22 protein-coding genes and 1 tRNA gene are annotated in these 19,528 nt (G+C 41.5%); 15 read left to right on the forward strand and 8 right to left on the reverse strand.

Features of this window, described 5'->3' with window-relative positions; all coding sequences use genetic code 11:
• Window positions 1-20 precede the first annotated feature (20 nt).
• From thyA to msrA, 5 genes are all read left to right on the forward strand, one after another.
• Window positions 21-863 (forward strand): thymidylate synthase, encoded by an 843-nt coding sequence (gene thyA, locus FD716_RS14960; RefSeq protein ID WP_139853065.1) that lies wholly within the window; start codon window positions 21-23, stop codon window positions 861-863.
• Window positions 860-1,372 (forward strand): dihydrofolate reductase, encoded by a 513-nt coding sequence (locus FD716_RS14965; RefSeq protein ID WP_139853066.1) that lies wholly within the window; start codon window positions 860-862, stop codon window positions 1,370-1,372. Before thyA ends, FD716_RS14965 begins: the two co-directional genes overlap by 4 nt.
• A 26-nt stretch (window positions 1,373-1,398) precedes the next feature.
• Entirely contained in the window at window positions 1,399-2,475 is a 1,077-nt protein-coding gene (locus FD716_RS14970; protein WP_139853067.1) for an Lnb N-terminal periplasmic domain-containing protein, read from the forward strand.
• 126 nt (window positions 2,476-2,601) lie between these two features.
• Window positions 2,602-3,054, forward strand: coding sequence for an META domain-containing protein (locus FD716_RS14975; protein ID WP_139853068.1), 453 nt, complete (start codon window positions 2,602-2,604; stop codon window positions 3,052-3,054).
• 107 nt (window positions 3,055-3,161) lie between these two features.
• Window positions 3,162-3,686 (forward strand): peptide-methionine (S)-S-oxide reductase MsrA, encoded by a 525-nt coding sequence (gene msrA, locus FD716_RS14980; protein ID WP_139853069.1) that lies wholly within the window; start codon window positions 3,162-3,164, stop codon window positions 3,684-3,686.
• A 117-nt stretch (window positions 3,687-3,803) separates the two neighbouring features.
• Here the strand turns inward: msrA and FD716_RS14985 are convergent, their stop codons facing one another.
• From FD716_RS14985 to FD716_RS14995, 3 genes are read right to left on the reverse strand one after another with little or no spacing between them, the layout of a single operon-like run.
• The gene (locus FD716_RS14985; protein ID WP_139853070.1) at window positions 3,804-4,208 is read right to left on the reverse strand and encodes an ExbD/TolR family protein; all 405 of its coding nucleotides are present in this window, start codon (window positions 4,206-4,208) and stop codon (window positions 3,804-3,806) included.
• A complete protein-coding gene (locus FD716_RS14990) occupies window positions 4,208-4,831 on the reverse strand; it encodes a MotA/TolQ/ExbB proton channel family protein (protein WP_139853071.1) in 624 nt (207 codons plus the stop codon). The genes FD716_RS14985 and FD716_RS14990 overlap by 1 nt, the downstream gene beginning before the upstream one ends.
• A gap of 27 nt (window positions 4,832-4,858) precedes the next feature.
• Window positions 4,859-5,689, reverse strand: coding sequence for a TonB family protein (locus tag FD716_RS14995; RefSeq protein WP_139853072.1), 831 nt, complete (start codon window positions 5,687-5,689; stop codon window positions 4,859-4,861).
• A 220-nt stretch (window positions 5,690-5,909) separates the two neighbouring features.
• Between FD716_RS14995 and FD716_RS15000 the strand changes: the two genes are divergently transcribed.
• Window positions 5,910-7,000, forward strand: a protein-coding gene (locus FD716_RS15000; protein WP_110925086.1) for an IS4-like element ISAba1 family transposase whose coding sequence is annotated in 2 segments (ribosomal slippage) — window positions 5,910-6,450 and window positions 6,450-7,000 — 1,092 coding nt in all. Because the reading frame shifts where the segments join, the coding sequence is not laid out codon by codon here.
• Between the two features lie 88 nt (window positions 7,001-7,088).
• Here FD716_RS15000 and purU read toward each other — a convergent pair.
• Both purU and FD716_RS15010 read right to left on the reverse strand, forming a co-directional pair.
• A complete protein-coding gene (gene purU, locus FD716_RS15005) occupies window positions 7,089-7,955 on the reverse strand; it encodes a formyltetrahydrofolate deformylase (RefSeq protein WP_139853073.1) in 867 nt (288 codons plus the stop codon).
• Between the two features lie 61 nt (window positions 7,956-8,016).
• Entirely contained in the window at window positions 8,017-8,727 is a 711-nt protein-coding gene (locus tag FD716_RS15010; RefSeq protein WP_139853074.1) for a TetR/AcrR family transcriptional regulator, read from the reverse strand.
• A 111-nt stretch (window positions 8,728-8,838) separates the two neighbouring features.
• On the opposite strand from FD716_RS15010, the gene FD716_RS15015 reads away from it, so the two are divergent.
• The 5 genes from FD716_RS15015 (at window position 8,839) to FD716_RS15035 (ending at window position 13,767) form a co-directional block, all read left to right on the forward strand.
• Window positions 8,839-10,287 carry a coniferyl aldehyde dehydrogenase gene (locus FD716_RS15015; RefSeq protein WP_139853075.1) on the forward strand — a complete coding sequence of 483 codons (1,449 nt, stop codon included), beginning with the start codon at window positions 8,839-8,841 and terminating at the stop codon, window positions 10,285-10,287.
• 162 nt (window positions 10,288-10,449) lie between these two features.
• Entirely contained in the window at window positions 10,450-10,686 is a 237-nt protein-coding gene (gene rpmB / locus FD716_RS15020) for a 50S ribosomal protein L28 (protein ID WP_031952295.1), read from the forward strand.
• A 12-nt stretch (window positions 10,687-10,698) separates the two neighbouring features.
• Window positions 10,699-10,854: a 50S ribosomal protein L33 gene (gene rpmG, locus FD716_RS15025; protein WP_001205031.1), complete on the forward strand. Its 156-nt coding sequence runs from the start codon at window positions 10,699-10,701 to the stop codon at window positions 10,852-10,854.
• A gap of 162 nt (window positions 10,855-11,016) precedes the next feature.
• The gene (locus FD716_RS15030; RefSeq protein WP_139853076.1) at window positions 11,017-12,735 is read left to right on the forward strand and encodes a cation:proton antiporter; all 1,719 of its coding nucleotides are present in this window, start codon (window positions 11,017-11,019) and stop codon (window positions 12,733-12,735) included.
• 312 nt (window positions 12,736-13,047) lie between these two features.
• A complete protein-coding gene (locus FD716_RS15035; protein WP_407641937.1) occupies window positions 13,048-13,767 on the forward strand; it encodes a substrate-binding domain-containing protein in 720 nt (239 codons plus the stop codon).
• A 127-nt stretch (window positions 13,768-13,894) separates the two neighbouring features.
• On the opposite strand, the gene FD716_RS15040 is transcribed toward FD716_RS15035, so the two are convergent.
• The 3 genes from FD716_RS15040 to FD716_RS15050 all read right to left on the reverse strand — a co-directional run bounded on the left by FD716_RS15040 (window position 13,895) and on the right by FD716_RS15050 (window position 15,345).
• Window positions 13,895-14,533 (reverse strand): fumarylacetoacetate hydrolase family protein, encoded by a 639-nt coding sequence (locus FD716_RS15040; protein ID WP_139853078.1) that lies wholly within the window; start codon window positions 14,531-14,533, stop codon window positions 13,895-13,897.
• 33 nt (window positions 14,534-14,566) lie between these two features.
• Complete coding sequence (locus FD716_RS15045; RefSeq protein ID WP_139853079.1) at window positions 14,567-15,067, reverse strand: YcxB family protein; 501 nt, start codon at window positions 15,065-15,067, stop codon at window positions 14,567-14,569.
• A gap of 201 nt (window positions 15,068-15,268) precedes the next feature.
• Window positions 15,269-15,345: transfer RNA gene (locus tag FD716_RS15050), tRNA-Arg, on the reverse strand.
• 567 nt (window positions 15,346-15,912) lie between these two features.
• Here FD716_RS15050 and FD716_RS15055 point away from each other — a divergent pair.
• From FD716_RS15055 to FD716_RS15070, 4 genes are all read left to right on the forward strand, one after another.
• Window positions 15,913-16,890: a DUF1852 domain-containing protein gene (locus FD716_RS15055; protein ID WP_139853080.1), complete on the forward strand. Its 978-nt coding sequence runs from the start codon at window positions 15,913-15,915 to the stop codon at window positions 16,888-16,890.
• Window positions 16,891-16,919: 29 nt separating this feature from the next.
• On the forward strand, window positions 16,920-17,942 hold the full coding sequence (locus FD716_RS15060; protein ID WP_139853081.1) for a methionine synthase: 1,023 nt from the start codon (window positions 16,920-16,922) through the stop codon (window positions 17,940-17,942).
• Between the two features lie 201 nt (window positions 17,943-18,143).
• Window positions 18,144-18,635 (forward strand): flavin reductase, encoded by a 492-nt coding sequence (locus FD716_RS15065; RefSeq protein ID WP_139853082.1) that lies wholly within the window; start codon window positions 18,144-18,146, stop codon window positions 18,633-18,635.
• Between the two features lie 184 nt (window positions 18,636-18,819).
• Window positions 18,820-19,407 carry a hypothetical protein gene (locus tag FD716_RS15070; protein ID WP_139853083.1) on the forward strand — a complete coding sequence of 196 codons (588 nt, stop codon included), beginning with the start codon at window positions 18,820-18,822 and terminating at the stop codon, window positions 19,405-19,407.
• Window positions 19,408-19,528 lie beyond the last annotated feature (121 nt).

A 19,528-nucleotide genomic window follows, 5' to 3' on the forward strand; every position in this document is an offset into this window, starting at 1 on the left:
CAGCGGAATTTGGAACTTTTATGCGAGCGTATCTCAACCTTTTACAACACATTCTTGATCATGGTGCTGACAAAGGCGACCGCACTGGAACGGGTACACGTTCCGTATTTGGTCATCAAATGCGCTTTGATTTAAGTCAAGGTTTTCCTCTACTGACCACCAAAAAAGTGCATTTCCGTTCAATTGCGATTGAGCTGTTATGGTTCCTTAAAGGCGACACCAATGTTCAGTATTTACAGGACAATAAAGTCAGTATTTGGGATGAATGGTCAACGGCAGAGCAAACGGCACGCTTTGGTCGCCCTGCGGGTGAACTTGGCCCAGTCTATGGGCACCAATGGCGAAATTTTGCTGCCAGCCAAGCAGAAGATGGTGCCTATAACCACGATGGTTTTGATCAAATCTCATGGTTAGTCAATGAAATTAAAACCAATCCAAACTCACGTCGTCTCATCGTTTCTGGTTGGAACCCCAAAGAAGCTGGCCAAGTGGCGCTACCACCTTGTCATACTTTATTTCAGTTCTTTGTGCAGAATGGCAAACTTTCCTGCCAATTGTATCAACGCAGTGCCGATGTGTTTCTAGGTGTACCGTTTAACATTGCCAGCTATGCACTCTTAACCCACATGATTGCCCAAGTCTGTGATCTTGAAGTGGGTGATTTTGTTTGGACTGGCGGGGATACCCATTTATATGCCAATCATTTTGAGCAAACCCAATTACAGCTCAGCCGCGAACCGATGCCATTGTGCCAACTCAAGCTGAACCCAGCCGTTAAAAATATTTTTGATTTTAAATTTGAAGATATTGAAATTGAAAATTATCAATCACATCCAGGAATTAAAGCAGCGGTGGCCGTATGAGTTTTAAAGGTTTAGAAATTGTGCACGTGGTGGCAATGGATCAACAATACTGTATTGGCACAGGCAATCAACTGCCGTGGCATATCTCTGCCGACCTACAACACTTTAAAGCCATTACCCAAGGTGGTGTGGTGATCATGGGCCGTAAAACCCTTGAATCGATGGGTCGTGCCCTGCCTAATCGGGTCAACTGGGTGATTACGCGTGATCCTAGCTGGCGTTTTGATGGGGTAAAAGTTGCATTTAGCATCGAAGATGCTTTAAACAATGCCCTCCCCGATGTACGTGCTTCAGAAAAACCCAATTCAATTTTCATTATTGGTGGGGGTGAGATTTTCAAGCAAAGCATTGATATCGCAGATCGTTTGGAACTCACCCATATCGAACTCGATGTACAAGGTGATGCGCACTACCCTGAGATTCCGGCTGCTTTTAAGAAAATGGCGACTGAGAAACATATTGATGACAAAACAGGGATTGCATTTGAGTTCGCAAGCTATCAAAAATAGCAGCAATCTCTTATAAATAATTGAATATGCATAACATCGGGAAAAAAGACTTTTTTATCGCGCTTGGAAAAGTTTTACTGCATGCCCTGTTTAGCCTGTTTGTGATTTTATCATCGATCTGGCTCTGCTTTGCACTTTGGATTCAACAGCCTGGAAGCGTGCTGACCAGCCAGATCCTAATTGGGCTTTGGATTTCTTTTGCTTGCAGTATTTTGGGAATCTACTTCACCCAAAGCGTCTTTAGTCGCGGCAAAGACAGCATAATCTACTTGATTATATTGGCTTTAGCCATGCTGTGGTATTTTAATATTCCAGCCAAACAAGACCGCGACTGGAGCCCCGATGTTGCCAACATTCTCAGTTATCAACGCGATGGTGACTTGGTCACTATTGATAATATTCGTAATTTTGAATGGTATAGCCAAGATCGTTTTCAAGAGCGTTGGGAAACTCGCACTTACGATTTAGCCCAAATCACTGGGGTGAATATTATTACCTCCTATTGGATGGGACCACAAATCGCGCACACCTTGGTCAGTTTTGATTTTGCTGATCAAAAGCCGCTGGTATTTTCGATCGAAATTCGTAAAGAAAAAGATGAAGCATTTTCGGCAATTGGAGGTTTCTTCCGTCAATTTGAACTGAGTCTGATCGCCTCTGATGAAAAAGATATTATCTATACCCGTAGCAATATTCGCGGTGAACAGGTTTATTTTTTCCCCGTTGCGATGTCTAAACCTGCAATGAAAGCACTGTTCTTAGAATACCTCAGCAAGTCCGATGAACTTCGCGCCCAACCGAAGTGGTATAACACGCTCACCAGTAACTGCACGACCCTAATCTTTGATATGGTGCAGGCCATTGACCCCAATAAACTTCCCAAAGATTACCGACTTTTGGCTTCGGGGTATTTACCCAATTATCTGTATGACCTGAACGTGCTTAATCCAGTATGGAATATGCAGCAATGGTATCAACATGCGCATGTTAATCCGCGCACGTCCAACTTTAATCAGCTTAAAGATCAAAGCAGCGCACATTATTCCGCTTTACTCCGTGAAGGTTTGCCTCGCAGTACGCCGCCTGCAAAAACTTCGCCTTAAGCACTGCTGTGTAACCACAATAGACTCAAAATATGTTTTACTAATGTCCGAATACAGCGCCTATACAGGCACGCTTCATTATTTTTTCTTTATAACGCAGACCATTTAAAATTGGGACGAAAAATTATGTTAAAACCGCTTATGAGCAGCGTCCTGCTGGCTGCAACGCTCGGCATTGTTGGCTGTAATACTGCTAGCAATGTGCAACAACAGCAGAGTTCAACACTTTTACAAAATAAAGAGTGGACGCTCACTCACATTGGTTCGACAGAAATTAAGGATGATGCAACGAGCAGTACACCTAAACTTAAATTCGATCAAGCAACACAACGTTTAAGTGGTACAGATGGCTGTAATCAATTGATGGCAGGCTATAAAATTGAGGGTGCACAACTGAACCTAACCCAGTTTGCATCGACCAAAATGATGTGTATGGGCAAGATGCAGCAAGCAGATCAATTCAATCAAGCACTCGCTAAAGTCACGGCATATCAAAGCTATGGCCATCAGCTCAAGTTATTGGATCGTTTTGGCAATAGCGTTTTAAAGTTCAGCAATACAGTAATAACGCAACCTTAAGTCTGCTCGCGCGTTACAGCTCAAGCTTAGCTTTAAACCATGAAGATGGATGAGAGGATACATGCATCGGTCTTCATTTATTTCAAATTGAATAAAGAGAATAAATTATGCAACAGGCACTTTTTGGTGGTGGATGCTTTTGGTGTGTTGAAGCAGTATTTCTACAGTTAAGAGGCGTGCATCGCGTCGTCAGCGGCTATGCAGGTGGTCATACCACCAATCCCAGCTACGAGCAGATTTGTCAGGGTGATACCAATCATGCTGAAGTGATTTTAATTGAATACGATGAAGCACAAATCGAGTTTAAACAACTGTTAGATGTATTCTTTGCCACACACGATCCAACCACGCTGAATCGTCAAGGCAATGACATTGGCACCCAATACCGTTCTGTTATTTTCTATGCCGATGATGCGCAAAAACAACAAGCGACACAGTATATCGATGCTTTAAAAGCAGATGGGCTGGCAATCGTCACCGAACTTGCGGCATGGCCAACGTTTTATCCTGCTGAAGATATGCATCAAAATTTCTATGAACGCAACCCAGAACAAGGCTTCTGCAACTTTGCCATTCCGCCTAAACTGGCCAAGCTTCGCAGTAAGTTCCAGAGCCTAATGAAACAAGACTAAGCGCTGCCTTATTCAAAACATGACTCAACTCAAAACACAAAAAAGCGATCTAAACAGATCGCTTTTTCAATGGCTTATTGGTTGTTGCTCACCTTAGCCGAGGTCAATTCGCTTCACTTAGTTATCACTGACAAAAGCAATATCATTTAAGCCTGCTTCACTGGCACTTGCCATTACTTGCGCAACCGTATCATAACGCGCATCTTTATCGGCACGAAGTTGGATCGCAGGTTTTAGCGCTGACTGTGATTCTTCTTTAAACCGCGTTTGCAGCTCTTCTAAAGTAATCGTTTTGGTTCCCCAAGAGATTTCACCTTGTGCATTAATATTAATGGTGACTTCTTTTGCTGGCGGCTCAACAATATCCGCAGTGGTTTTTGGTAAGGTTAATGGTATTGATGGGTTAGCAACAGTTGCTGTGACCAAGAAAATGATCATCAATACCAACATAATGTCGATCAGCGGAATGAGATTCATCTCATTCATGCCAGTGTCGTTGTCTTCACCCAATTGAAAAGCCATTAAGCTTGACCTCCAACGAGTCCTTTTTGTGACTGTTCAACGGGCACAGAAGCCGGCGTTGACTCTTGCTGTAACATGGTGTCGATCAATAGACCATGAGCATGATCTTGCAAATCATTGGTGAGCGTACGATTAAAACGGACACAAATGTTATAGGCAATCACCGCAGGAATCGCGACCGCCAAACCCAGTCCAGTCATAATCAGTGCTTCACCGACAGGCGTTGCAACCTGAGCAAGACCAGCTTGACCACTTTGACCAACAGCAACCAAGGCGTGAAAAATGCCCCACACGGTACCAAACAACCCGACAAAGGGTGCTAAAGAAGCAATGGTACCCAGTACAGAAACACCTTTTTCAGCAGATGATTTCTCAACTGAGATTTGACGAAGTAAAGCTTGTTCTGCAACAGCTTTACGTTGATCAAAGCTCAATGGGACAAATTTTGCCTTGAGTTGATTCATTGCCTTACTCAGCTGTGCTTGCGCTTGTTGTTTCAGCTGGCGCGTACCGAGCAAACGTAAGACAAAAATGGTCCATGTCGCAATCGACATCGCCAAAAGTATAAAATACAGCGTCTTACTAATCGCGTCTGCATGTTGCCAATAGACTGAAAAGTTCATAATTCAAAATCCTAAATAATAAAATCTTTATCTACGTTTTTCGTTAGTAGAAACACTAAAATTTTGCCTTACAACAAAGGGAACACTGACGCCATTCTCTTTATATGGTTTAAATTTAGCAGCATTGGTTTGCTTTACAACATAACTGTCGAGTGAGCTAAAACCACTTCCTTGCAGAAGCTTAACGCTCATGACTTTACCGGCACCATCTGAAGTAATTTCGAGTTTAATCGTTTTAACCCCATCTTCTGGCTTCAACCATTTAACCACTTGCGCTGCATCAATAATAGGACGTCGTGACCAAGAAACATCACCCTCAGACACCATCCGAGGTTTCTTCGAATTTTCATCTTGTTCGCGCTTCTGACGATCTCGTTCGTCTTGTTCGCGCTTCTGACGATCTCGTTCATCTTGTTCGCGCTTTTGACGATCACGCTCATCTTGTTCACGCTTCTGACGATCCCGCTCTAAGCGGTCTTTTTCCAAGCGATCTTTTTCCAGTTTTTGCTTTTCCAAAGTATCATCTTGAAAAATTACTTTTTCCTTCGTTTTCTCATTTTTTTGAGCAATAACTTTGGGTTTGACCACTGGAATCGGTTCAGGTTTTGGTTCGACTTTTGGCTTAATTGGTTTGGTTGGTGGCGGAGGTGGTGGTGGCGGTACAAATTCTTCTTTAATTTTTACCAACTTTACTTTGATTGGCTTTTTCTCAATCGGTTTGAGTTCAGCCGTTTTAATCTGACTTACACCCCAGAGTACCCCGATGTGCCCAACTGCCACAGCCATTAAGGCAATGATAATTTTTTTCTTCATATCGGGTTGCGGTCGTTGCAAATTTGGTGTGGAAGACTGATGCATATAAACACTTGGACCTTAAACTGAGTTGAGACGTAAAGCATAGCTTTTACAAATCATGCTCATCGGTTGGAACAATTAAAGTGGCTTAATCATAAATGAGAAGTGTTTTCATTTGCAACTGTTATTTATATGTTTTTTAACTTTCTTACCTCTGTACACGACAAAAATAGATAACTCATTGAAATAATGTCACAATAATTGTTTTCTAACGACGAATACTATGACACATCTCAATGAGTTATATCTTATCTTAAACAAATATCTAAAATGGAACAAGTCACATTTAAAGTGCTTTGCGCTCATCATGCTTGTGATTATTTTAAAGCAAACATGTAATCTTTCTTCTGCATCTAAAGCCTTGCCCATCAAGTGCTTACCACAATCATTTTATCGACGTATGCAGCGCTTCTTTGCAGGTCAGTATTTCGATTATCGTCAAATTTCTCGGTTGATTTTCAATATATTTTCATTCGACAAAGTGCAACTGACTTTAGATAGAACCAATTGGAAATGGGGAAAACGAAATATTAATATCCTGATGCTCGCGATCGTTTATCGTGGAATAGCGATACCTATCCTTTGGACATTGCTTAATAAACGTGGAAATTCAGATACGAAAGAGCGCATTGCTTTGATTCAACGCTTTATCTCCATTTTTGGTAAAGACCGTATTGTGAATGTGTTCGCAGACAGAGAGTTTATCGGTGAGCAGTGGTTTACATGGTTAATTGAACAAGACATCAACTTCTGCATTCGTGTTAAAAAAACTTCATTGTCACCAATCATTTAGGAAAGAATCATAAAATTAGTGATTTATTTCGCCATCTTAAAGTTGGTCAAATTGAATGTCGTAAACGACGGATTTTGGTTGGTCGGGTGAAACTATATATAAGTGCACTACAGTTAGAAAATGGAGAGCTTTTACTCGTCGTTTCTCCTCAGTTTAATGCCAATGCTATTCAGGATTATGCATTACGCTGGGAAATTGAAACCTTATTCAGTTGTCTCAAAGGACGCGGGTTTAATCTTGAAAATACGCGCTTGACAGACCCTAGACGAGTGAAAAAATTGATTGCGGTGTTAGCTATAAGCTTCTGTTGGTGTTACTTAACGGGTGAATGGCAACATGATCAAAAAAAAGCGATAAAAATAAAGAAGCATGGACGACTCTCAATGAGTTTATTTCGCTATGGTTTAGACTATGTTCAAATGGCGATTCAGCGTTTAATTGGTTTTGGGAAAAAAGAAGAGTTTAAGGAAATTTTGGCAATTTTAAGAAGGCAGAATCCTGATAGGATAAGGGTTCTGTGAAATTTGTCGTGTACAGAGCTTTCTTACATAAAAAAAATGAGGAATACACAGGGCATCCTCATCCTTATTTTATTCAATCAGTGTTTACTTATTGGAAAACAACTGTTTTATTTCCATCCACAATAATTCGGTCTTCGAGGTGCCATCTAACTGCACGTGCCAGTACATTACGCTCAACATCTTGTCCCAATTCACGTAACTGATCGACAGTAAAGTCGTGATTTACACGCTCTACATCTTGTTCAATGATTGGTCCCTGATCCAAATCAGCTGTAACATAGTGCGCAGTTGCACCAATCAACTTCACCCCTTTCTCATAAGCTTGCTTATATGGATTTGCCCCCACAAAAGCCGGCAAGAATGAATGGTGAATGTTGATGACTTTCATCGGCCATCTTGCCACAAAGTCTTCACTGAGCACTTGCATATAACGCGCAAGCACTAGCAAGTCATTGCCTTGCATCAATTCGTCAATTTTGGCGTAGGCTTCAACTTTATTGTCTTTATTTACAGGTACAACAATAAAAGGAATACCGAAGTTTTCCACAGACTCTTTTAAATCTTCATGATTTGAAATCACTTGGGTAATTTCACAAGGTAGACCGCCACGTGCATGACGCCACAGTAACTCAAGTAAAGCATGATCCACTCTAGAGACCAAAACCCCGACTTTTTTAACATCGCTAACCAAGGTTAAACGCCACTGCATGTCGTAGCGTTCAGCGACGTTGGCAGCAAAAGTTTGCAGCAGGGTTTCTTTGCGAGACTGTAGATGCTCAAGTTCAAACTCAACACGCATAAAGTAGCGTCCACCCTGAGCTTCAGTTGCGTATTGATCAAGTGCGGTAATGTTGGCACCTTGATGATACAAAAAGCTCGATACGGCTTGCACGATGCCTGGCTTGTCTTCACAAGTAATCAATAACCGTGCGGTGTTGGCGGTCGTCATGTTCATGTCGATTGAAATCACTTATTCATAAAAACTGGTCAACATTCTAAAGCTTTTTGCAAAGCTTTCAATCTTCATTCGCATTCAGCTCAAACTTGCTACCCGAAAGACTGCTAAAAAAGTCTGAAGAACCAAATGTTTCTAATAATCGCTCGTAGGTTTCACGACTCTCCCCACGCAAATAGGGCCCCTCTAAAAACACCATTTGTCTGAGCGCTTGCCAAACCCATTTTTCCTCTAAATGGTTTGAATCACTCAGATGCCCAGACATATATAAAAAGTTGGTCCAGTTGGTCAGCACAATCCAAATATTAATAATCAGCGCTTCAATCTCTGTTGCAGTCATTTGCATTAAACCAGCTTCAACAAAGGCCTGATAAATTTTTTGCCCTTGTTGCATCACTTTACCGGCAAAGCGCGGATAGTTTTTGCGAAAACTTTCATTGTTCTCAATTAAATGGTAAACATCTCGATGTAAAAACCGATAGGCCCATAACTGACCGCTCAGTACTTGGAAGTAACGGATTTTATCATTAGCATCAACCACACGATCATCTGGCAATGCCAGCATTTCCAAGGTCTCTTTTTGATATTGATGCATGAGCTCACGAATGATCTCTTGCTTATTACTAAAGTGATAATACAAATTTCCTGGACTAATACCCAACTCAGCGGCAAGATGATTGGTTGTCACCGCGCGTTCACCACGCTCATTGAACAACTGTAAGCTCGTCAGCAAAATTCGATCTTTGGTTTTCAAGGTTTTAGAGCTTGTCATCCGAACACCATCTTTTAATCGTTAGCAAACACTAACACATAAAGCAACTTGACTATTTAGAGTATTTACTCTAAAAACATTAATTAATAAAATTCAACCGGGTTGCTTGTTATGAACAGTCAAACAAAAACAGATTCTACGGCTTCCTATCCACCCGAAGTATCACAACTACAGCAACAACTTGACCAGCAAAAGATCGCGTACCAACGTTATCCGATGCCAACGGCAAAGGAACGGATTGAGCGTTTAGCACGTTTAAGAAAAGTACTGATCAAGTATCAAGAGCAAATTGCTCAAGCAATTCATCAAGATTACGGCAATCGGTCATTTTCTGAAACCAAAATTGGTGAATTACTCACGTGTATTGAGCAAATTAAATATTATAGCAAGCATTTAACCGAATGGATGAAGCCTTCGAAGCGTCACATTGGCATCATTCATCGCCCCGCCAAAGCTTGGGTCCAATATCAACCAATGGGTGTAATTGGAATTATTAGCCCGTGGAATTACCCACTCCTTCTTTCCGTGGGGCCTTTAATCTGTGCACTGGCTGCTGGCAATCATGCCATGATTAAAATTTCCAGTGCTTCCATGCATTTTGGTGAGTTACTCAAAAACATTATTTCAGAAGCCTTTCCACAGGACTTGGTCGCAGTTGTCACTGGTGGCGGGATCATCTCAGACAGCTTTAGCCATTTGGCCTTTGATAAAATTATTTTTACGGGTTCAACCCAAATCGGTAAAACAGTGATGGCCGCAGCAGCGGAAAATCTTGTTCCAGTCATCTTAGAACTTGGTGGGAAATCCCCTGTGATCGTGCACCCCTCGAGCGATATGAAAGATGTGGCACAGCGCTTAGCCTTTGGAAAGTTGTGGAATGCAGGGCAAACCTGTGTTGCACCAGATTATCTCTTTCTGCCTAGAGGAAAGGTGAATGAGTTTATTGCGGAGTTTAAATATGTGGTCAGTGGCATGTATCCCGGTATGCAAAATAATCCTGACTACACCTCGATTATCAACGACAAACAATACAATCGCATCCAAGGTTATTTAGATGATGCAATCGCACAAGGTGCGCAGCGAATCGAAATTAATCCGCTTGATGAAGACCTCGCATTGACCCGTAAAATTGCACCCACCCTACTGACTGGGGTAACGGCACAGATGCAAATTATGCAACATGAAATTTTTGGCCCCATACTTCCAATCATTGAATACGATCAAATTAACGATGTGATCGACTTTATTAATCAGCGTCCGCGTCCACTTGCTTTATACTATTTCGACTTTGATCAAGCTCGTGCAGACTATGTTGCCCAGCGCACACACTCTGGACATTTTGGTCAAAATGCCGTTTTAACTCATGTTGCACAGGACGACCTCCCCTTCGGAGGCGTTGGTGCATCTGGTATGGGGAAATATCATGGGCCTGAAGGTTTTTTCAGTCTATCCCATGAGCGTTCGGTAATGTCGATACCGAAGTTGTTTAATCTTAAATTTATCATGCCGCCTTTTAATAAGTCGCTTCTCAAAGTTTTAGAGAAAACCTTCCTACGATAACTGATCAAGGCATGATCTGTTACGCACTATCATGTCGTTTTTTCATCATTTCCGCTTGTCTTTTAAGCGGATTTTTGGTATAAAACGCCCCTTGAATGAATTCATCGTTTTTTTTGACTGGCCACACAGGTTTGCTGTTGGCTAAATCAATGGAGTTACACCATGTCTAAGGTTTGCCAAGTTACCGGCAAGCGTCCAGTCGTTGGTAACAACGTCTCACACGCCAACAACAAAACTAAGCGCCGGTTCGAGCCGAACCTGCATCACCACCGCTTTTGGTTAGAAAGCGAAAAACGTTTCGTACGTCTTCGTTTAACCACTAAAGGTATGCGTATCATCGACAAATTGGGTATCGAAAAGGTTATTGCTGACCTTCGTGCTCAAGGTCAAAAGATCTAAGGAGTCAGTAGAATGCGTGATAAAATTCGTCTAGTTTCTTCTGCAGGTACTGGTTATTTCTATACCACGACTAAGAACAAACGTACTATGCCGGAAAAAATGGAAATCAAAAAATTTGATCCAAAAATCCGTCAACACGTAATTTTCAAAGAAGCTAAAATTAAATAATTTTAGTTTCTAAAAAAATAACGACTTCAGCTGGAGTCGTTTTTTTTTGCCTTTTCTGTATCGAATATACTTTTATATAAATAAGCTTGTTAAACTTTTGGTGCTAAAATTTCGACACCATTCATATTTCCACTTTTTTATTCACCTCAGCAGGAGTATCGAGTGCCCCATCAAGTCGATTTGATTATTTTACTTGCCGCAGGTTTCGGAATCGCTTTGATTTTTGGCTATATTGCAGCCAAACTTCGCCTCCCCCCATTAATCGGCTACCTGATTGCAGGGATCATTATCAGCCCAAACACGCCCGGTGTTGTTGCTGATATCGCCCTTGCCAATCAATTGGCTGAACTCGGCGTAATGTTTCTCATGTTCGGCGTTGGCATGCACTTCTCCTTAAAGGATCTGGTCCAAGTTCGACGAATTGCGTTACCGGGTGCCATCCTCCAAATTACCGTTGCAACCATACTGGGTATGTTTGTTTCGATGTTTTGGGGCTGGAGCTTTGGCTCGGCACTGATCTTTGGCCTCAGCCTGTCTTGTGCCAGTACGGTGGTACTCCTCAAAGCCTTGGGTGATCGCGGGCTACTCGAATCGGTGAATGGTAAAATTGCCGTTGGCTGGCTCTTGGTTGAAGACTTGGTCATGGTGTTGGTGTTGGTGCTGCTGCCAGCAGTGGCCATGCTACTTGGTGGCCATACCCCCGCAGGCTATGACTCAAGTCAAAGCATCTGGGTAACCTTGGTGGTGACCCTATTAAAAGTCACGGGTTTTATTGCCTTTATGCTGATTGTGGGTAAACGCTTAATCCCAATGATCATGCAACATGTGGCGCGTTTAGGCTCCAGAGAGTTATTCACCCTCACCGTGGTTGCTGCAGCCGTTTCAATTGCCTACGGCTCTTATGCTATTTTCGGGGTATCGATGGCACTGGGTGCCTTCTTTGCTGGGATGGTGGTGAAAGAATCTGACTTTAGCCACCGCGCAGAAGAAGAAACGCTGCCATTACGTGAAATTTTTACAATCTTATTCTTCGTTTCAGTCGGTATGCTGTTTGACCCAAGCATCCTGATTGAACAACCGCTGCATATTTTGGCGGTAATCGCCATCATCATGATTGGTAAAACCTTGGCCGCAATGGCGCTGGTGCTGTTCTTCCGCTATCCACTCAACACCGCTTTGACCGTTGGTGCAAGTCTTGCGCAAATTGGGGAATTTTCCTTTATTTTGGCGACCCTTGGAGTAACACTCGGCCTGCTGAGTATCGAAGGGCAAAACCTGATTTTGGCCGGAGCTCTCTTTTCAATCACCCTCAACTCGTTCTTTTTCTCCGCAATTGAACCAGTACAAAATTGGATTCGCAAACACTCACAACTGGCACGTATGTTGGAACGCAGCAATGACCCATTAGCCATGCTGCCAGATGAAGTCGATCAAGATTATTTACGCGACCAAGTGGTAATTGTTGGGCATGGCGAAGTTGGCCGTCGTATTACCAAAACCCTAATGCAAGACAATATTAAAGTCGTGATTGCAGAGGAAAACCGGGAAATCGTAGAAGACTTACGTGCCAAAGGTATTGCCGCAGTGTCAGGAAGTGCCACCGAACCTGGTGTACTGATTCAAGCCCATGTGCAACACGCACGACTGCTGGTGATTTCACCAATGGATATTTTAGACATTCATAAAATTGTCGATACTGCCAAACTGCTAAACCCACAAATTCAAGTTTTGGTTTGTGCTGAAAGCAACGAAGAAGCTGAGATTATTCGTGCAGATGCACTTGGTGAGGTCTATTACGCCAAAGAAGAAATGGCGAGAAATATGACGGATCATATTTTAAATCAGATCCATCTGGCGCATGAGTCAAACCCAACTCACTAAAATGATTGATGCTCACCCAGCAATATTAAGATTAAGCCCCTAAAAAAAAGACCTTTGTGGTCTTTTTTTTCGCTACATTTCCAACCTTACAACCTGAGATAGACGTCTTTCTAGCCCTCAAGCATCATAAAAATCTAAATATATTCAAGTAAAAAACCATGTTTTAAAATAACTTAAGCACATGATTCATATCAAAAAATCAATACTTAAAGCATAGCTTAACCAGAAGAATCAGACTATTGTATGATTTACATCAAAATGGAATGAAAAATGTTAAAAAAATATAAACTTAGCCACTATATACTTCCACTCATGTTCGCTGGTTTTTCTATCAATGCGATGGCTGCAATTAATGTCTACGGCCCCGGCGGACCTGCACCAGCAATGAATGAAGCAGCAAAACAGTTCAAAGCAAAAACAGGGATTGAAGTCAATGTCATCGCAGGACCAACACCACAATGGGCTGAAAAAGCCAAAGTAGATGCCTATCTCTTTTTTAGCGGCTCAGAAGCCATGATGTCGGATATGCAAACCATGTTCTCTGAGCAAATCATCAAAGAATCTATTGAGCCGATCTATTTACGCCCTGCTGCTATTTTAGTCAGAAATGGTAATCCTAAAAACATCAAAGGTTTTCAAGACCTCAGCAAACCTGGCACCAAAGTATTAGTGACTCACGGCGCTGGACAAGTTGGTATGTGGGAAGATATTGCAGGTCGAACTGGCAACATTCAGCTCACTAAAGATTTCCGTAAAAATATTACGATGGTTGCCCCGAACACCGGCGTTGCCAAGAAAAACTGGATAGAAGACAACAGTTATGATGCATGGTTGGTATTTAATATTTGGGGCGTAAGTAACCCTGATATCGGTCAAATCGTACCGATTGAAAAGCAATTGGTGGTTTATCGTGATACTGGTGTTGCCTTAACCAAACAAAGTTTAAAAAACACCGAAACAACCAGCTTCGTGGATTTTTTAACCTCACCTCAAGGTCATACAATTTTCAAAAAGTATGGTTGGAGCAAATAATTTAAATTGCTCACTTACAACCAGTAATCCCCCATTCAAGCACATCAAGATCAAGGTACTAGATCACTGCGTGTAAAAAAAGACCATCTTAATGGTCTTTTTTTTACACGCGAATCAACGATATGGATTACTTCACCCAAGTATTCCACACAAAATCTTGTGTTTTACCTTTAAGCGTCATTTTTAGCTGATCACCTGAATGTAATGGCGCAACACCCGATGGCGTACCAGTCATAATCACATCCCCCGGTTCAAGGCCAAAGACTTGACTAATTTCCATCAACAACGATCCAATATCAAAAATCATATTGGCAGTATTGCCTGACTGACGTAACTCATCATTAATTTCAAACTGATATTGTGCTTGCTGCCAATCTTCAATCTCACTGGCATCAACCCAGTCACCCAAAACACAAGAACCATCAAAAGCCTTTGAGCGCTCCCACGGATAGCCTTGTTTTTTTAGAGAATCCTGTAGATCACGCAAGGTTAAGTCAAGACCAAGTGTCACCGCACCAATCGCTGCCAAAGCCTGTTCTGGGCTGCTGGCATCTTTTAATGGTTGATCGATACGCAAACTCAGCTCACACTCAAAATGACAACTACCCCACGCTGGATTCCAAGAAATCCCCTCATCTAAACCCAACAAGCTACTCGGTGGTTTTAAGAATAATACCGCCTGATCTGGCACTGCATTACCAAGCTCCCTGGCATGGTCTGCATAGCTGCGACCAACACAAATTATTTTAGATGGACGTATAGCCATATTGTTCTCCCTGTCATTTTAATGAATTGCTTATCAACGCTTAAAACTATTTTCAAATAAAGTTTGATCAACAGCAGATGCAAAAGCACGCTTTGGCACAATCACCACCGTCTTGTTTTTTAATTCGATCATGTAAGTCAATTTACCTGCCACAAAACGCTGGATTTCAGCATATGGAATTTTTTGTTTAACCCGACCACTGCTGAATAGCTCAGCATAATCTTGAAACAGATCAATCCCCTGCTCACTTTTTCCAAATTGGTACTTCACAAATTGACGTTTAAACATCATCGGAAGAAACCAGTAACGCATTGAAAACTGCAAAGCCAAAAAGAAAATCCCTAAACCAACGTAGTAACGCCCCACGCCATCAAAGCCCAAATAAAAACCCCAAACCACAATCGCGATACTCACTAAAGGCGTAAGAAAACGGGTAATTTGTTTTTTACCAAAGGTCGCTAGGGCAAAACCATCTTGAGATTCTTCTAAATTTAAAAAATAACGCAAACGAAGTTCTGGCTTGTTGTCTGACATAATGACTTCAATACAAGTAATATTTTAGATAGCAAGATACTACACCAAATCATGCTTTTTCTTCATGCTTTTCACGGTTACTTACACGCTGACAAGTAAAATCAAATCGCCAAGGCTTTGCTTCAGGTCGAATACCACCCGTTATTTTAGGCTTTTTTATAGGCACAAAAAAACCGCTTAAAAGCGGTTTAATTATCAAGTTGGTGCGCTCAGAGAGATTCGAACTCCCGACCCCTTAGTTCGTAGCCAAGTGCTCTATCCAGCTGAGCTATGAGCGCGATACTTGTTGGTGCGCATTATACGCGTTTTGTCAGATTTGATAAGTGTTTTTTAAGATAATTACCCCTGTTTGCTGATGAATTAAGCAAAATAACCGCAAGTGTTTAATTTAAAAGCGAATACAAATAAAGAGTGCCGCAATAACCGCCTCGATACACCCAACCGACTTAACTTTGCGCTGTGAGCATACGCCTTACGAGGTCTTGGTCCGCGGTGTGAAATCTCGTTTTTGAAAGACTTGAATCGCCTAATTCCTAGATTCAAATAAAGTGTATTAAGTTAATTTTAGCTATTTTACATAATATAAAGTTTGGTAAGACTCAATGTAAGTCCGAAATATAAATCTCCGGTTTCTCCAAAGTAAAAATGTCCACATATAAATGCTCAGCCCAAAGCCCCCCGCCCTTTCCCCTTACATCTACCTCCTCTTTATTCGAAAAACACTCAACATGAATTTCACTCAGCTTTGAGTTAGATTAAATCATTTTTATTCATGTCGTGATTCGGGTATAAATCTCAGCATAAAGAAGTTTAGGTTTATCTCAGAATTAGGGTGCAAGATCAAAATGACTAAAGAATTTACATGTTCTCTTAAAAGCATTAGTTTCGATGAAAACTATTTCCCTTCAGACAATACACGTCTCACCACCAACTTTGCCAATTTGGCTAGAGGTGAGAGTCGTCAAGAAAACTTGCGTAAAACCTTAAGAATGATTAACAATCGTTTCAATGACTTGGCGAGCTGGGATAACCCTAAGGGCGATCGTTATTCGGTTGAAATTGAAATCGTTTCTGCCGACATGGACATTGAAGGCAATGGCAATGCCTTCCCAACAATTGAAATATTAAAAACCACTATTGTTGATCACAAAAATAACAAACGCATTGACGGCATGGTTGGGAATAGTTTTTCTTCTTATGTGCGCGATTATGACTTTAGTGTATTGCTGTTAGAGCATAGCAAGAATCAAACAACCTTTAGTCCACCAAATAATTTTGGAGACTTGCACGGAAAGTTATTTAAATATCTTGTGAATTCGAGTGCTTACAAAGAAAACTTTAGCAAAAAACCAGTTATCTGCCTGAGTGTTTCAAGCAGCAAAACTTATCATCGAACTGAAAATCACCATCCAGTATTGGGTGTTGAATATCAGCAGGATGCATATTCTCTAACCGACGAATATTTCAGCAAAATGGGCTTACAGGTGCGCTATTTCATGCCTACAAATAGTGTTGCGCCTTTAGCTTTCTATTTTGCTGGTGATTTACTCAGTGATTACACCGATCTTGAGCTTATTAGCGCGATCAGCACGATGGAAACCTTTCAAAAGATCTATCGACCTGAGATTTACAATGCCAATTCTGCGGCAGGTCAATGCTATCAGCCTAGTTTGAAATATCAGGATTACTCATTAACGCAAATTGTTTATGACCGAGAAGAACGTGGCCAGTTGGCGGTTAAGCAAGGGAAATTTACTGAAGAGCAGTTTATTAAACCTTATCAAAACATTCTTGAGCAATGGGCTGAGCATTACGCTGCTTAATCAACCAAAATATAGAAGATGATTTTATTATGAAAATTTTACTACCGACCTCAACCGCTGGCAGCTTACCTAAACCTTCTTGGCTTGCAGAACCTGAGCAACTTTGGTCACCGTGGAAATTACAGGGCGAGCAACTCATTGAAGGCAAACAAGATGCTTTACGTTTGTCGTTGCAAGAACAACAACATGCAGGCATTGATATTGTCAGTGATGGCGAACAAACCCGCCAACATTTTGTCACCACCTTTATTGAACACCTGACTGGCGTTGATTTTGAAAAACGCGAAACCGTCAGAATCCGCAATCGCTATGATGCCAGTGTTCCAACTGTCGTTGGTGCAGTAACACGCGAAAAGCCTGTTTTTGTTGAAGATGCCAAGTTTTTACGTCAGCAGACTACGCAACCGATTAAATGGGCACTTCCTGGTCCAATGACCATGATCGACACGCTGTATGACAACCATTATAAAAGCCGTGAAAAATTGGCTTGGGAATTTGCCAAAATTCTCAATCAAGAAGCCCTCGAATTAGAAGCTGCTGGTGTAGACATCATCCAATTTGATGAGCCTGCATTTAATGTGTTCTTTGATGAGGTCAATGATTGGGGTGTTGCCACATTAGAACGAGCGCTGGAAGGACTTAAATGTGAAACCGCGGTGCATATTTGCTATGGCTATGGCATTAAAGCCAATACAGATTGGAAAAAGACTTTAGGATCAGAATGGCGTCAATATGAAGAAGCTTTTCCTAAGTTGCAAAAATCTAAGATCGATATCATTTCACTCGAATGCCAAAACTCTCATGTACCAATGGATCTGATTGAACTGATTCGTGGTAAAAAAGTGATGGTTGGCGCAATTGATGTAGCAAGCAATACCATTGAAACACCTGAACAAGTGGCCGACACCTTACGTAAAGCATTGCAGTTTGTCGATGCCGACAAGCTCTACCCTTCGACCAACTGCGGCATGGCACCATTATCTCGCCAAGTTGCAAGAGGCAAGCTCAATGCCTTAAGCGCAGGTGCAGCAATCGTTCGCGGAGAACTCTAAACCGAGTCCTCACCCAATCTCCCCCTCTTACGTCACATATGGCTTATCTATTCCCAAGAGGGGGAACTTTTGGGGGACTCAAAGCCTTGTGTATGCGACACAACGCTCCTTCCTCAGAAAAGATGATATGCCAACGTGACACCATCACGGGGCATAGCCAAATTTAAAGCAAAAAGTACGGTTCAATTTAGGAACAAAGTGATGGTTGAAGTAACAGACTTTAGAAATGCAATGTCTTTATTAACAGGCGCAGTCAATGTTATTACCACGACAGGTGCATCTGGTCGTTATGGATTCACTGCATCCTCGGTGTGTAGTGTCACGGATACGCCACCGACCTTGTTGGTCTGTATGAATACTGCTTCGAGTTCACATGCACATTTTATAGAAAATAAAATTTTAACAGTGAATGTCTTAGGTGCACATCATCAGCATATTTCTAAAGCATTTTCATCCAAAATGACGCCAGAACAACGCTTTGCATGCGGAACGTGGACAGCCTTAGAAACCGGCGCACCGGTTTTAGAAGATGCGTTGGTGAGTTTTGACTGTCAGATTGAGCAGATTCAAGCAGTCGGCACCCATGCGATTTTTATTTGCCGTATTGTCGCCATTCAACAAAGCCAACATGATCAAGGTTTGGTTTATTTTAATCGTGCTTATCACCATGTGGGACAGACGAAAATCGCTTAGGTCCGCGTTAAATATATTTGACCTAAAGCCGTTAATCATAGGCTCAATGATGGGATTTACTTTAAGATAGCCAATACTCTTAACCCCAGACCAATTCACATTCTATCTTATGAAAGACGACGAACCCTCACTTTCCAGCATGATGTCTTGCCTCATTAGCTTCGGCTTTCTAACGATGCTACTCATGGCCACCTATTTTACATTTTACGGAAAGCGAGATGAGCTCATAGCCAATAGAACACAAGTTTGGAAAGTCATCCAGATTAAAGCCGATCCTTCTTTTAGTTACTTTGCCTATGCAAACCGCTCAAATGGCTATGACTTATTGATTAATAAACATGAACAGAGTTTCTATTCCGATAATTGCGGTGTAATAAAACCTTTTTGTATTGAACTCAAACAAGGCTTGGTTACCCCGAGCTCATTTGACTTCTATGTCCGCCATGACCCAGCCAATCAACCAGAAGCGTATAACCAATATTTACTAAAAAGCGTTCACTACTTAGATAACAATCAAAAGCTTCAGCATCTCGAACGTCGCAACAATGCACCGAACACACCCAAAGCACTCCAAAAAGCAAAAAAAAGCTTTACTGGATTTTTCATAATGACGCTCTTTGGTTATGCTTTCTTCTTACTCATTTTTTATATTTCTGCTTACGACGACAGCCCATCCTTCCAGAAAATTAAAATGCGCATCTTTAAAATTTTAACGATCGGACTAACTTTGTTTTATCTACACTTTATTATTCAGTTTTTTATAAACACCTAAGTGACAAGATGACTTACTTAAATTAATGAGCGCCATTATTTAACTGCATATCCTGTTAGTACTACATTCAATTCTTAAATAAGTATCCAACATCAACCCAATCAAGACTCACTCACGATTT

The sequence above is a fragment of the Acinetobacter pullicarnis genome (assembly GCF_006352475.1).
Taxonomy (GTDB): domain Bacteria; phylum Pseudomonadota; class Gammaproteobacteria; order Pseudomonadales; family Moraxellaceae; genus Acinetobacter; species Acinetobacter pullicarnis.

Coding starts and splice junctions, on each gene's coding strand:
- thyA (WP_139853065.1), top strand. CDS start 21: ATGCGAGCGTATCTCAACCTTTTACAACACATTCTTGATCATGGTGCT.
- FD716_RS14965 (WP_139853066.1), top strand. CDS start 860: ATGAGTTTTAAAGGTTTAGAAATTGTGCACGTGGTGGCAATGGATCAA.
- FD716_RS14970 (WP_139853067.1), top strand. CDS start 1,399: ATGCATAACATCGGGAAAAAAGACTTTTTTATCGCGCTTGGAAAAGTT.
- FD716_RS14975 (WP_139853068.1), top strand. CDS start 2,602: ATGTTAAAACCGCTTATGAGCAGCGTCCTGCTGGCTGCAACGCTCGGC.
- msrA (WP_139853069.1), top strand. CDS start 3,162: ATGCAACAGGCACTTTTTGGTGGTGGATGCTTTTGGTGTGTTGAAGCA.
- FD716_RS14985 (WP_139853070.1), bottom strand. CDS start 4,208: ATGGCTTTTCAATTGGGTGAAGACAACGACACTGGCATGAATGAGATG.
- FD716_RS14990 (WP_139853071.1), bottom strand. CDS start 4,831: ATGAACTTTTCAGTCTATTGGCAACATGCAGACGCGATTAGTAAGACG.
- FD716_RS14995 (WP_139853072.1), bottom strand. CDS start 5,689: ATGCATCAGTCTTCCACACCAAATTTGCAACGACCGCAACCCGATATG.
- purU (WP_139853073.1), bottom strand. CDS start 7,955: ATGAACATGACGACCGCCAACACCGCACGGTTATTGATTACTTGTGAA.
- FD716_RS15010 (WP_139853074.1), bottom strand. CDS start 8,727: ATGACAAGCTCTAAAACCTTGAAAACCAAAGATCGAATTTTGCTGACG.
- FD716_RS15015 (WP_139853075.1), top strand. CDS start 8,839: ATGAACAGTCAAACAAAAACAGATTCTACGGCTTCCTATCCACCCGAA.
- rpmB (WP_031952295.1), top strand. CDS start 10,450: ATGTCTAAGGTTTGCCAAGTTACCGGCAAGCGTCCAGTCGTTGGTAAC.
- rpmG (WP_001205031.1), top strand. CDS start 10,699: ATGCGTGATAAAATTCGTCTAGTTTCTTCTGCAGGTACTGGTTATTTC.
- FD716_RS15035 (WP_407641937.1), top strand. CDS start 13,048: ATGTTCGCTGGTTTTTCTATCAATGCGATGGCTGCAATTAATGTCTAC.
- FD716_RS15040 (WP_139853078.1), bottom strand. CDS start 14,533: ATGGCTATACGTCCATCTAAAATAATTTGTGTTGGTCGCAGCTATGCA.
- FD716_RS15045 (WP_139853079.1), bottom strand. CDS start 15,067: ATGTCAGACAACAAGCCAGAACTTCGTTTGCGTTATTTTTTAAATTTA.
- FD716_RS15055 (WP_139853080.1), top strand. CDS start 15,913: ATGACTAAAGAATTTACATGTTCTCTTAAAAGCATTAGTTTCGATGAA.
- FD716_RS15060 (WP_139853081.1), top strand. CDS start 16,920: ATGAAAATTTTACTACCGACCTCAACCGCTGGCAGCTTACCTAAACCT.
- FD716_RS15065 (WP_139853082.1), top strand. CDS start 18,144: ATGGTTGAAGTAACAGACTTTAGAAATGCAATGTCTTTATTAACAGGC.
- FD716_RS15070 (WP_139853083.1), top strand. CDS start 18,820: ATGGCCACCTATTTTACATTTTACGGAAAGCGAGATGAGCTCATAGCC.